The 11744-nt window shown below is 73.2% G+C and carries 15 protein-coding genes; 6 read left to right on the top strand and 9 right to left on the bottom strand.

The window, feature by feature from the left end:
* The first annotated feature begins 2 nt into the window (after positions 1-2).
* The gene (locus ACFWWU_RS32100) at positions 3-1085 is read left to right on the top strand and encodes a Zn-dependent alcohol dehydrogenase (protein WP_384151162.1); all 1083 of its coding nucleotides are present in this window, start codon (positions 3-5) and stop codon (positions 1083-1085) included.
* Positions 1086-1161: 76 nt separating this feature from the next.
* Here ACFWWU_RS32100 and ACFWWU_RS32095 read toward each other — a convergent pair whose 3' ends face one another.
* From ACFWWU_RS32095 to ACFWWU_RS32085, 3 genes are read right to left on the bottom strand one after another with little or no spacing between them, the layout of a single operon-like run.
* Entirely contained in the window at positions 1162-1923 is a 762-nt protein-coding gene (locus ACFWWU_RS32095; protein WP_384150884.1) for a DsbA family protein, read from the bottom strand.
* Between the two features lie 34 nt (positions 1924-1957).
* Positions 1958-2314, bottom strand: a complete 357-nt coding sequence (locus tag ACFWWU_RS32090) for a hypothetical protein (protein WP_384150881.1) — start codon at positions 2312-2314, stop codon at positions 1958-1960.
* 48 nt (positions 2315-2362) lie between these two features.
* Positions 2363-3301, bottom strand: a complete 939-nt coding sequence (locus tag ACFWWU_RS32085) for a DMT family transporter (RefSeq protein ID WP_384150879.1) — start codon at positions 3299-3301, stop codon at positions 2363-2365.
* A 122-nt stretch (positions 3302-3423) separates the two neighbouring features.
* Between ACFWWU_RS32085 and ACFWWU_RS32080 the strand changes: the two genes are divergently transcribed.
* Complete coding sequence (locus tag ACFWWU_RS32080; RefSeq protein ID WP_384150876.1) at positions 3424-4089, top strand: TetR/AcrR family transcriptional regulator; 666 nt, start codon at positions 3424-3426, stop codon at positions 4087-4089.
* A gap of 11 nt (positions 4090-4100) precedes the next feature.
* Here ACFWWU_RS32080 and ACFWWU_RS32075 read toward each other — a convergent pair whose 3' ends face one another.
* The 4 genes from ACFWWU_RS32075 to ACFWWU_RS32060 all read right to left on the bottom strand — a co-directional run bounded on the left by ACFWWU_RS32075 (position 4101) and on the right by ACFWWU_RS32060 (position 7841).
* Positions 4101-4919, bottom strand: coding sequence for a TetR family transcriptional regulator (locus ACFWWU_RS32075; RefSeq protein ID WP_384150873.1), 819 nt, complete (start codon positions 4917-4919; stop codon positions 4101-4103).
* Positions 4920-5133: 214 nt separating this feature from the next.
* Positions 5134-6051, bottom strand: a complete 918-nt coding sequence (locus ACFWWU_RS32070) for a DMT family transporter (protein WP_384150870.1) — start codon at positions 6049-6051, stop codon at positions 5134-5136.
* A gap of 395 nt (positions 6052-6446) precedes the next feature.
* Entirely contained in the window at positions 6447-7142 is a 696-nt protein-coding gene (locus ACFWWU_RS32065) for an ArsR/SmtB family transcription factor (RefSeq protein WP_384150867.1), read from the bottom strand.
* Between the two features lie 18 nt (positions 7143-7160).
* Complete coding sequence (locus tag ACFWWU_RS32060) at positions 7161-7841, bottom strand: TetR/AcrR family transcriptional regulator (RefSeq protein WP_384150864.1); 681 nt, start codon at positions 7839-7841, stop codon at positions 7161-7163.
* 70 nt (positions 7842-7911) lie between these two features.
* Between ACFWWU_RS32060 and ACFWWU_RS32055 the strand changes: the two genes are divergently transcribed.
* The 3 genes from ACFWWU_RS32055 (at position 7912) to ACFWWU_RS32045 (ending at position 10177) form a co-directional block, all read left to right on the top strand.
* Positions 7912-9063: an acyl-CoA dehydrogenase family protein gene (locus ACFWWU_RS32055; protein ID WP_384150861.1), complete on the top strand. Its 1152-nt coding sequence runs from the start codon at positions 7912-7914 to the stop codon at positions 9061-9063.
* Positions 9064-9159: 96 nt separating this feature from the next.
* Positions 9160-9447, top strand: coding sequence for a YiaA/YiaB family inner membrane protein (locus ACFWWU_RS32050; RefSeq protein WP_384150858.1), 288 nt, complete (start codon positions 9160-9162; stop codon positions 9445-9447).
* 103 nt (positions 9448-9550) lie between these two features.
* Positions 9551-10177, top strand: coding sequence for a TetR/AcrR family transcriptional regulator (locus ACFWWU_RS32045; RefSeq protein WP_384150855.1), 627 nt, complete (start codon positions 9551-9553; stop codon positions 10175-10177).
* Here the strand turns inward: ACFWWU_RS32045 and ACFWWU_RS32040 are convergent.
* A complete protein-coding gene (locus ACFWWU_RS32040) occupies positions 10168-10629 on the bottom strand; it encodes a MaoC family dehydratase (protein ID WP_384150852.1) in 462 nt (153 codons plus the stop codon). The two genes, ACFWWU_RS32045 and ACFWWU_RS32040, sit on opposite strands and share 10 nt — an antisense overlap.
* A gap of 153 nt (positions 10630-10782) precedes the next feature.
* Between ACFWWU_RS32040 and soxR the strand changes: the two genes are divergently transcribed.
* On the top strand, positions 10783-11256 hold the full coding sequence (gene soxR, locus ACFWWU_RS32035) for a redox-sensitive transcriptional activator SoxR (RefSeq protein ID WP_384150849.1): 474 nt from the start codon (positions 10783-10785) through the stop codon (positions 11254-11256).
* 7 nt (positions 11257-11263) lie between these two features.
* Here the strand turns inward: soxR and ACFWWU_RS32030 are convergent.
* The coding region (locus tag ACFWWU_RS32030) for a hypothetical protein (RefSeq protein WP_384150846.1) at positions 11264-11744 on the bottom strand (481 nt) is incomplete at its 5' end.

The raw sequence follows: 11744 nt of genomic DNA, 5'->3' as shown, positions 1-11744 counted from the left end.
GCATGATCCGCGCCGCCGTCCTGCCCGCCGTCGGTTCTCCCCTGGAGATCACCGGCATCGAACTCCCCGAGCCGGGCCCCGGCCAGGTCAGGGTCCGGCTCGCCGCCGCCGGCGTCTGCCACTCCGACCTGTCCCTCTCCAACGGCACCATGCGCGTGCCGGTCCCGGCCGTCCTCGGCCACGAGGGCGCCGGCACCGTCGTCTCGGTCGGCCAGGGCGTCACGCACATCGCCCCCGGCGACGGCGTCGTCCTCAACTGGGCGCCGTCCTGCGGCAGCTGCCACCCATGCTCCCTCGGCGAGGTCTGGCTCTGCGCGAACGCCCTCACCGGCACCGCGAACATCCACGCCCGCACCGAGGACGGCACCGAGCTCCACCCCGGACTCAACGTCGCCGCCTTCGCCGAGGAGACGGTCGTCGCCGCGAACTGCGTCCTGCCCGTCCCCGACGGCGTGCCGCTCACCGACGCCGCCCTGCTCGGCTGCGCCGTCCTCACCGGCTGGGGCGCGGTGCACCACTCCGCGCGGGTGAGGGAGGGCGAGTCCGTCGCGGTGTTCGGCGTCGGCGGCGTCGGCCTCGCCGCGCTCCAGGCCGCCCGGATCGCGGGCGCGTCCACGATCGTCGCGGTCGACGTCTCCCCCGAGAAGGAGGCCCTGGCGAGGGCGGCGGGCGCCACCGAGTACGTCGTCGCCTCCGAGGCGACGGCGAAGGACATCCGGAAGCTGACGGGCGGCCAGGGCGTCGACGTGGCCGTCGAGTGCGTCGGCCGCGCCGTCACCATCCGCACCGCCTGGGACTCCACCCGGCGCGGCGGCCGCACCACGGTCGTCGGCATCGGCGGCAAGGACCAGCAGGTCACCTTCCACGCCCTGGAACTCTTCCACTGGGGCCGCACCCTGGCCGGCTGCGTCTACGGCAACTCGAACCCGGCCGTGGACCTGCCGGTCCTCGCCGAGCACATCAGGGCCGGCCGGTTCGACCTCGGCGCCCTGGTCACCGAGCGGATCACCCTGGAAGGCATCCCGGCGGCCTTCGACAACATGCTCGCGGGCAAGGGCGGCCGGGCCCTGGTGATCTTTCCCTGACGCACGCGTGCGGCCCGCACCGCCCGGCGAAGGCGGTGCGGGCCGAGGACGAGACCCTGCTCGGCCGTGAATGCGACTATTCGGTGGCGGCCCGCAAGAGGATGTCCTCGTACACCTTCGGGTCGTCCGACGCGATGACGGGCCAGCCGATGCCGTAGCCGCCCTCCCAGCTCACGTCGATGCCCGGATTGGCGTGGTCGGAGCCGTCGGACAGGAACAGGTGCGGGCTGCAGTTCACCCGGTCGGTACGGGACACGGAGGCGTGGTCCGAGAGCGTCCGGCGGGCCCGGCCGTCGTCCAGGGCCGCGCCGAGGGCGTCGACGTCGACCGCGCCGCTGTCCCGGGCCACGTCCAGGATCACCTTGCGGTGGCTGATGCAGCGCGACTCCGCCCAGAAGGCCCGGCGCAGCCCGAGGTCGAGCTGCTCCGAGGCGTGCAGGCTCTGCTCCTTCGCGGCGAGCACCGCCTCCAGGGCGGGCAGCGTCGTCGACGGGTAGAGCCAGTCCTTGGCCTGCCACAGCTGCCAGCCGGCGGCCGGCTCCAGGCTGGCCATCCGGGCGACCTCGCTGTCCGTGCCCGGGCGCGGGCTCGGAGCGTCGTTGAGCAGTTCCAGCGGGAAGGCCCGCAGGTCGAAGGAGACCTGCTCCACGAGGCCCAGCCGCGCCCGGGTGGCGTGCAGGCGGTGGATGGCGATGTGCGCGAAGGAGCACCAGATGTCGGAGAAGACGGTGACGACTCCGCGCGGCGGGGTCAGGTCGACGGTGGCCGGGTCGAAGGCGGCCGGAACACGGGTGCTCGGGTCGGGGCTGGTCGGGTCGGGGCTGGTCGGGTCGGGCATGGTTCTCCTCGGTTCGGAAGCGGCCGGGCGGGGCTCAGCCGGTGGTGGGCTCGTGGGCGTCGAGCGCCGCCTCGAGATCGAGGTCGGCGCCGGGGAGCCGGGCGGGCAGGGAGGGGATGCGGGCCATCGCCTCGAAGAGCCGCGGTACGGCCTCCTCGCGGACGGTCGGACCGTGGGCGCTGAGCAGCCGTGCGGGACGCAGCGCGGCCAGTTCGCGAACGGGCCGGAGGAACGTCGCCTCGTCGGCCGGCGCGGTCCACGGGGCAATGGCCCGGTTCAGGACGTCGAACCCGTGGAAGAACTCCGCCTCGTCGAGATCGCCGAGGTCCGGTAGGGGCAGCGCCGAGGGGAGGACGTGGATGTCCGGCCCTGCGGTGTAGGTGGCTTTCACGGCACGTCCCTCGGTCGGAGAGTCGGGCGGGGAGAGAGTCGGAGCGCGTCAGACGAGCTGGATGGTCAGGGAGCCGGCGATCAGCAGGACGAGGCCCAGGGCGCGCGGCTTCGTCAGCGAGCGCTGCGGCAGCTTGAACAGGCCCTTGTGGTCGATCAGCGCCGAGGTGAGCTGCTGCCCCGTCACGGTGAGCGCGATGGTCACCGCCGCGCCGATGGTGGGCATGAGCAGGAAGGTCCCGGTGACGTACGCGGCGGCGCACGCGCCACCGAGCCAGCCCCACCAGGGCATCTTCCTCAGCGGGGCGATCTTCGGCTTCGGCGTGCGGCGGGTCGCGTGGAGCACGAGCAGGACGACGGCGATCGTGAAGGTCGCCACGGCGAAGCTGATCACGGCGACGGTGAGGGGCTCCTTGAGCTGGGCTCGGAGCTGGGCGTTGACCGCGCCCTGTACCGGCAGGACGGCTCCGGCGAGGACGCCGAGGGCGAGCCATCCGGTGCGCCCGGCGCTCGACACCCGGGGGGCGCCGGGAGGGGCCGTCGTCTTCATGCTCCGGATGATCACGACGATGCCCGCGAGGACGGCGAGGGCGCCGATGACGATCCCGGCGCTGAGGTCCTGCCGCTCGAGACCCAGGAGGCCGAAGAGGTCGAGGGCGAGCGAGGCGAACATCTGGCCGGTCACGAAGAGTCCGACGGCGGCGAGGGCGCCGAGTCGGGGGAACAGCAGGATGCCGCTGGTGATGTAGAGCGGACTGGCCAGCCCGCCGAGCAGCTGCCAGGCCTCCACGTCGGGCAGTCTGCCGAGGGCGCCGAGCGCTCCGGCCGCCACCGCGAGCACGGTGAGCAGCCCGGTCGCGACGCCGAGCTGGATGGTCGAGGCGCCGTACGGGGTGCCGACGGCGGAGTTCAGCTGGAGGTTCACCGAGGCCTGGACGGCCAGGAGGCAGCCGACCAGCAGGGCCGCGGCGAGGAGCGCGGTGTGCATCTGGATCTCCCTGGGGCGGGATGACGAGCAGATAAGTGGACACTGAGTCCGTTTAGCATGGCACGCAACAACCCAAGCGGACAAGGTGTCCACTTATCGCGAAGGGAAGTAGGGTCTGGTCCATGAGCGACGACGAGCAGCGAGGCCGTGGAGCCTCCTCCGTGCACCGGGTCGGGCTCCTCGGTGATCTTCAGGCGGTGGACGAACAGCAGGTCGCGCCGCGCAGGCGCGCGGACGCGGAGCGGAACCGCGCCCAGATCCTGGCCGCCGCCGAGCAGCTCTTCGCCGAGCAGGACCCCCGGTCGGTCACCATGGACCGGATCGCCAAGGCAGCCGGCGTGGGCCGCGCCACGCTCTACCGGAGCTTCCCCGACCCGCCCTCCGTGGCCGTCGCGCTGCTCGACGAGCACGAGCGCCTGCTCCAGGGCCAGCTGATCTACGGGCCGCCGCCGCTCGGTCCCGGCGCACCCGCGGGGGAGCGGCTCGCGGCGTTCTATCTCGCCATGCTCGACCTGCTGGAGCGTCATCTGCCGCTGGCGCTGGGGGCGGAGACCGGGCCCGCGCGCTTCAGGACGGGTGCGTACGGATTCTGGCGCGTGCACGTCCGCACGCTGCTCGTCGACCACGGGGTGGAGGATCCGGACCCGATGATCGACATCGTGCTCAGCCCGCTGGCGCCGGAGCTCTTTCGGTTCCAGCGGCACGAACTCGGCCTGTCGACCGAGCGCATCGGCCGTTCGCTGACGGCCTTCGCCCGCCAGCTGCTGCGCTCCGGGAGCGGGAACTGACGGTGTGATGGTTACGGCGCCGCGGGCGAGGCGCCTGGCTCCTGGGCCGAAGGCGCGGCGGGGGCCGCGGTGGCGGCCGGAGCCGTGTTCGTAGCGGCCGGGGTCGCGACCGCGGACGCCGTGGCCGGAAACGTCGTCGGCGCCGGGAACGTCGTGGCGATGGTCTTGACCGTCGCCGCCGGGCCCCGCGGTCGCCGGGCGGCCGGGTGGACAAGCCCCGGCAGGATCAACTCCCAGATGCGGCACAGGCGTTCCTCGGCCGGGCCGAGGATGGCGCCGGTCCCGGTCGGCGGCCAGGTCTCGTCGTCGGCCGCCGTGCTCGGCGAGCGCCGCATCTCCAGCTCCACGCCGGTGATCACGTAGCCGATCAGGGCCGCCACCGCCGTCGCGTCCACTCCGGGGCGTAACGCCTGCTCCGCGGCGGCGTACCGGGCGAGCCGGGCGACTTCGAGGCGCCAAGGGCAGGGGTCGGCGGCGTCCAGCTCCCGGGCCAGCCGCTCGCCCGCCCGTGCCGCGTGGTCGGTCTCGAAGAGCCGGATCAGCGCGTGCGTGGTGAGCATCAGCTTGTCGATCGCGGTGCCGCCCACGCCCTCCGTGGAGAGGCAGGCCGACTCGACGGTGGTCCGGGTGACCGCGTGGGCCCGCCCTCGTACGGCGGCCGCCAGGTCCGCCTTCGTCGCGAAGTGGAAGACGAGGGCGCCGGTGGTCACCCGGGCCGTGCCGGCGATCCTGGCGAGCGACGCGCGTTCGTAGCCGAGTCCGTCGAAGACTAGCGCGGCCGCCGACAGGATCTCCTGTCTCGTCCGTTCCGCCCTCTGCTGCATCGCCATGAGCTCCCCCGTGGGTATACGAGAAGGTGCCAGAACGTGATGGTCCGGCTCGCTTCTGTGACGGTCTCGAAGCTATCCGGCCGGGCGGCGGCGAGACGTCTCGTCCGGCCCCTCGGGCCGGAAACGGAGCTTGACGGGCGTCCCCCTCCCAGGTCGCGGGCCGGTACGGAGTGGGACCCGCCCGCGAAGTGACCGGAACCATGGCTGTCGTCTGTCAGGTGGATTCGGCCGTTCCGGGACCGGTGACCGTCCGCGGCCGCGAACGGGACACGGCCACGCCCGCCAGGCAGAGCGCGCCCCCGGCGAGCGTGAGCGGTCCCGGCAGCTCGCCGAGGAAGAGCCAGGCGAGGAGGACGACGAGGGCGGGTACGGCGTACGTCGTCGCGCCCATCCGGCCCGCGGTCGTACGGGCCAGGGCGTACGCCCAGGTGGTGAAGGCGAGCGCGGTCGGGAACACGCCCAGGTAGAGCATGTTCAAGGTCGCCGACAGCGGGGCCCGGCCCGCCTCCTCGATCAGCTGCCCGGCGAACGGCAGGCAGGCCACCGCCCCCACCAGGCAGCCGAAGGTGGTCACCTGGAGCGCGCTGCCGTGCGCGAGCGCCGGCTTCTGGGCCACGACCCCGCCCGCGTACGCCGCCGCCGCGACCAGGCAGAGCACCACCCCGAGCACCGAGGCGTGCGCGCCGGAGCCGGAGTCGCTCGACATGGAGAGGCCCACGGCCACCGCGCCCGCGAAGGAGACGGCCATGCCCGCGACCAGCCGGGGCGGCAGCGACTCCTTCAGGAACCGTGCGCCGAGCAGCGCGATGAGGATCGGTCCGACGTTCACGACCATCGCCGCCGTTCCCGCGTCGACCTCCTGCTCGCCCCAGTTGAGGACGACCATGTAGACCCCGAACCAGAGCAGCCCCGAGATCAGGATCCCGCGCCAGGCCGCCCGGGGAGGCAGCCCCTCGCGCCGGATCAGCAGGACGCAGCCGAGGACCAGGGCCCCGGCGAGGAGCCGCCCGAGGGCGAGTGCGCCGGGGGAGTAGGCCGCCCCTGCGCTGCGGATGGAGACGAAGGCGGATGCCCAGAGGACGACGGTGACACCGGCGGCGGCGAGCGCGAGGCGCGAGGTTCGGTTCTGCATGGCCCGACCGTAGGGCGCGGACGGTTCGGCGTTCACCGCAATATCGCGACGTGGACGGTCGGCTGGTCGGTCGGTAGGCCGGTCGGGCTCGGCGCAGACCGGCGGGGGTGAGACCGGCGGGGGTGAGACCGGCGGGGGTGAGACCGGCGGGGGTGAGACCGGCGGGGGTGAGACCGGCGGGGGTGAGACCGGCGGAGCGAGACGGCCGAGCGAGACCGGCGGAGCGAGACGGCGGAGCGAGACGGCGGAACGGGGCGGCGGCGCGGGACCGGCGGAAGGGGGCAGCGGCGCGAGACCGGCCGAGCGAGATGGCCGAGCGAGACCCGCCGAGCGAGACCGGCGGAACGAGACCGGCGGAACGAGGCGTCGGAGCGAAGCGGAGAGCGGGCCCGCGCTCAGCGCAGGGACGCCGGAGCGATGCCCAGCGTCTCGTACAGCGCGGCCTCGCCCCCCGCCGTGACCTTCACCGCCCGTTCGGACCCGATCCGCACACACCAACCGGTGGCCAGCGCGTGCCGGCAGAGCGAGGCGCCCGCGATGCCCGCGAGGTGCGGCCTGCGCTCGGTCCAGTCGAGACAGCCGCGCGCGACGGGCCGTCGCCCCTTGCGTACGAGAGGGAGGCCCAGCTCCTCGAACCACGCCACGCCCCGGTCCGTGAGCGCGAACCCGGTGTCCTGGCGCAGCAGTCCGCGCACGGTCATCGCCTCGGTGATCGCGATCCCGAGACGCCCGGCGAGATGGTCGTAGCAGGTGCGCCCCCGGGCCATCGCCCGTCCGGCGCTCACGGCCCGCAGCGAGCGGGGCGGCCCGGCCGGTGCGGGCTCCGACCGACTCGCCAGGTCCTCGACGAGATGCGCGATCCCGGGGTCGGCCAGGCGGACGTACCGGTGCCTGCCCTGCCGTTCCTCCGCGAGCACCCCGCCCGCGACGAGCTTTCCGAGGTGCTCGCTGGCGGTGGACGGCGCGACGCCGGCGTGGCGGGCGAGCTCCCCGGCGGTCCAGGCCCGTCCGTCGAGCAGGGCGAGCAGGAACGTTGCGCGGCTCTCGTCCGCGAAGAGCGCCGCGAGCGCGGCGAGATCACTGGCTGCCATGGCCCCAGGGTCCCGCACTCACGGTTCGGCGGGCGCCGAACCGTCGCCTGCTGCCCCGGGCCGGACCAGGGACTCGTACTGGATCAGCAGTCCGTCGAGCAGCGCCCGCAGGCCCGTCTCGAAGGCGCGCTCGTCCACCTTCTGGCGGTGCTCGGCCAGGAGGTGGGCCTGACCGAGATGGGGGTAGTCGGCCGGGTCGTAGGCCGTCTCGTCGTCGACGAAGCCGCGGGCGAAGGAGCCGAGGGCGGAGCCGGTGACGAAGTACCGCATCAGCGCGCCGATCGAGGTGGCCTGGGCCGGGGGCCAGCCCGCCCTGACCATCGCGCCGAACACGGCGTCGGCGACGCGCAGGCCCGCCGGGCGGCGGCCGGGGCCCTGGGCGAGGACGGGGACGACGTGCGGGTGGTCGGCGAGCGCCGCACGGTAGGAGACCGCCCAGTCGTGCAGCGCCGTGCTCCAGTCGCGGCCGTCGGTCTCCGCGAACATCGACAGGTCGATCTTCGCGCTCACCGCGTCCGCGACGGCGTCGAGGATCTCGTCCTTCGTCCGGAAGTGGTTGTAGAGCGAGGGGCCGCTCACCCCGAGTTCGGCCGCGAGCCGCCGGGTGGAGAGCGCGGCGAGTCCCTCCGCGTCCACGAGCGCACCCGCCGTCTCCACGATGCGGTCTCGGCTGAGCAGGGGCTTGCGCGGTCGGGCCATGGCGCACATAGTAGGCCCGCACAGCAAAAACTAGCAGTGGTAATTAAATGGCCGACTGGGGTGGCACCGGATGAATCTGGAACTGAGCGAGGAGCAGGAAGCCGTAAGGCGGCTCGCCGAGGACTTCGTCGCACGCGAGGTCGCCCCGCACGCCGTCGCGTGGGACCGCGCCGAGGAGGTGGACCGGGCGATCGTCAGGAAGCTCGGCGCCGTCGGCTTCCTCGGGCTCACCATCCCGGAGGAGTACGGCGGTTCGGGCGGCGACCACCTCGCGTACTGCCTCGTCACCGAGGAGCTCGGTCGCGGCGACTCCTCCGTGCGCGGCATCGTCTCCGTCTCCCTCGGCCTGGTCGCCAAGACCCTCGCCGCCTGGGGCACCGAGGAACAGAAGCGGGCGTGGCTGCCCCGGCTCGCCGCCGGCGAGGCGCTCGGCTGCTTCGGCCTCACCGAGCCGGGCACGGGATCCGACGCCGGAAACCTCACCACCCGCGCGGTCCGCGACGGCGACGACTACGTCGTGAACGGCACCAAGATGTTCATCACCAACGGCACGTGGGCCGATGTCGTCCTGCTCTTCGCCCGCACCGGCGACACCCCGGGCCACAAGGGAGTCTCCGCCTTCCTCGTCCCGGCGGACACCCCCGGCCTCACCCGCCGCGCGATCCACGGCAAGCTCGGTCTGCGCGGCCAGGCCACCGCCGAACTGGTCCTGGAGGACGTCCGCGTCCCGGCCGCCGCCATGCTCGGCCCCGAGGGCAAGGGCTTCACCGTCGCCATGTCCGCCCTCGCCAAGGGCCGCATGTCGGTCGCGGCCGGCTGCGTCGGCATCGCCCAGGCCGCGCTCGACGCCGCCGTGCGCTACGCGGGGGAGCGCGAGCAGTTCGGCAAGCCCATCGCCTCATACCAGCTCGTGCAGGAGCTGATCACCGACATCGCCGTCGACGTGGACGCCGCCCGGCTCCTCACGTGGCGGGTCGCCGACCTGATCGACCGGGGCCAGGACTTCGCCACCGCCGCCTCCAAGGCGAAGCTGTACGCCTCCGAGGCGGCCGTCCGCGCGGCGAACAACGCCCTCCAGGTCTTCGGCGGCTACGGCTACATCGACGAGTACCCGGTCGGCAAGCTGCTCCGTGACGCGCGCGTCATGACCCTGTACGAGGGCACCAGTCAGATCCAGAAGCTCATCATCGGGCGGGCGTTGACGGGAGTCTCGGCGTTCTGACGTGGTCTCGGCGTTCCGACGACTGAGTACCTCGCCGGCCTCGCTGAGTACGCGGACGGATGTGGCGCCGGCCACATCCGTCCGATGCTGTCAGGCATGAGCGACACACCGGTCAAGCAGCAGAACACCGCCGCCTACTACATGCAGGCCGTCATCTCCTTCGGGGTCGCCGGCGCGGCCGTGACCATCGGCATCTACCAGCTGGAGGCCAGCGCCTGGGTGCGGGCCTTCCTCGCCGTCTCGGTCCTCTACCTCACGACCTCGGCCTTCACGCTCGCCAAGGTCGTCCGCGACCGCCAGGAAGCCGGCCAGATCGTCAGCCGGGTCGACCAGGCCCGGCTGGAGAAGCTCCTCGCCGAGCACGACCCCTTCCAGAAGCTCTGAGCCACCGGGCTCCGGCCACGGATCTCCGGCCACCGATCTCTAAGCGCTTGCTCACCCTCGTTGTATGGTGTTCGTTCCGACGGGGTCCGAGAAGGAGTGTGCGATGAGCGCGGCGGAGGAGACGCCCGGGGGCGAGGACATGCCCTGGGGCGAGGTCACGCCCGAGGCGGCCCGGCGACTGCTGGTGGCCGCCGTCGAGGCGTTCGCCGAGCGCGGCTACCACGCCACCACCACCCGGGACATCGCGGGCCGCGCCGGCATGAGCCCGGCCGCGCTCTACATCCACTACAAGACCAAGGAAGAGCTGCTCCACCGGATCAGCCGCATCGGCCACGACAAGGCCCTGGAGATCCTCCGGGCCGCGGCCGACGGCGACGGCACGGCCGCCGAGCGGCTCGCCGACGCCGTGCACTCCTTCGTCCGCTGGCACGCCGAGCGCCACACGACCGCGCGGGTCGTGCAGTACGAGCTCGACGCCCTGGGCCCCGAGCACCGCGCCGAGATCGTGGAGCTGCGCAGGCAGTCCGACGGCGCCGTGCGCCGGATCATCGACGAGGGCGTCGCGGCGGGCGAGTTCGTGGTGCCGGACGTGCCCGGCACCACGGTCGCGGTGCTCTCCCTCTGCATCGACGTCTCGCGCTGGTTCAACACCCAGGGCCGCCGGACGCCCGACGAGGTCGGCGCGCTCTACGCCGACCTCGTGCTCAGGATGGTCGGGGTTCAGAAGTAGTAGCGGGAGACCGACTCGGCGAAGCAGACCGGCTTGTCGGAGTCCTCGCGCTCCACGGTCACCGCCGCCGTCACCTGCACGCCGCCGCCCGCCTCCTCGACCTTCGTCAGGACGGCCGTGGCGCGCAGCCGCGAGCCGACCGGTACGGGGGCGGGGAAGCGCACCTTCTCGGTGCCGTAGTTGAGGCCCATCTTCATGCCCTCGACCCGCAGGACCTGCGGGACGAACAGGGGCAGCAGCGACAGCGTCAGATAGCCGTGCGCGATCGTCGAGCCGAACGGGCCGTCGGCGGCGCGCTCGGGGTCGACGTGGATCCACTGGTGGTCACCCGTGGCGTCGGCGAAGAGGTCGATGCGCTTCTGGTCGATCTCCAGCCAGTCGCTGTACCCCAGCTGCTCGCCGACCCCCGCGCGCAGCTCCTCGGCGGAGGTGAAGATCCTCGGCTCGGCCATGTTCCTCGTCCCTTCTTACGACATACCGCTACGACGTACCGCTACGACGCACCTCTACGACATACCGCTCGGTATCTAAGCGCTTGCTCAGCATGTCGGGGTGCGCAGGCCGCTGTCAACGGCCGCTCCCGGCGGACCAGTAGGGTTCGCCGGGTGCCGCAGATTCCAGAGAAGATCCACGAGCTCACCGTCGGCCAGCTCTCCGCGCGTAGCGGGGCCGCCGTCTCCGCCCTGCACTTCTACGAGGCGAAGGGGCTCATCAGCAGCCGCCGCACCACCGGCAACCAGCGCCGGTACGGCCGCGACACCCTGCGCCGGGTCGCCTTCGTCCGGGCCGCGCAGCGCGTCGGCATCCCCCTCGCCACGATCCGCGACGCGCTCGCCCGTCTCCCCGAGGAGCGCACCCCCACGAACGAGGACTGGGCGCGGCTCTCGGCGGCCTGGCGCACGGAGCTCGACGAGCGCATCAAGCAACTGGGCCGGCTGCGCGACCACCTGACGGACTGCATCGGCTGCGGCTGCCTGTCCCTGGAGAACTGCGTCCTCTCCAACCCCGACGACGTCTTCGGCGAGCGGATGGCGGGCTCCCGGCTGATGCCGCTCAGCCGACCCACCGAGGGGGCCTAGGGGGGCGTCACGCCGCCGGAGCCAGCGGCCGGCGCACGTCCCCCCGGGCGCGGGCCAGCGCGCCCGACGTGAGCACCGCTCGCGGGACGCCCACGCCGCAGTCCCCGCACACCGGACCGAGCCACGGTTCGTACGCGTCCGCCGTCCCCGGCCCCGCCCGCCACCCGATCCGCGGCCCCGCGCACACCGGACACCGCTCGCCCGGGCCGTCCTCCAGAGCGGCGATCAGCCGGCGCAGCACCTCCGGCAGCGGATCCGACGGGTGCACCGCCGGATCACCGCACCGCACGACCCCGTTGCCGCCCCAGACCCGCCGGTGCCAGTCGTCGACCGCGCCGAGCCCGCGCAGCCCGTCGTGTTTCTCGCGCCGGCGCCGCGCGGCGAACTGCTCCTCGTACGCGAGCCACACCGTCCGCGCCTCCTCCAGCTCGTCGAGAGCGGCCACCAGCCGCCCCGGATCGAGCTCCCGGTCCTCGGGACCGAACCTG

Origin of the sequence: Streptomyces sp. NPDC058650 (assembly GCF_042717315.1) — a bacterium.
GTDB lineage: Bacteria > Actinomycetota > Actinomycetes > Streptomycetales > Streptomycetaceae > Streptomyces.
This window is presented reverse-complemented; position numbering and strand designations above follow the sequence as displayed.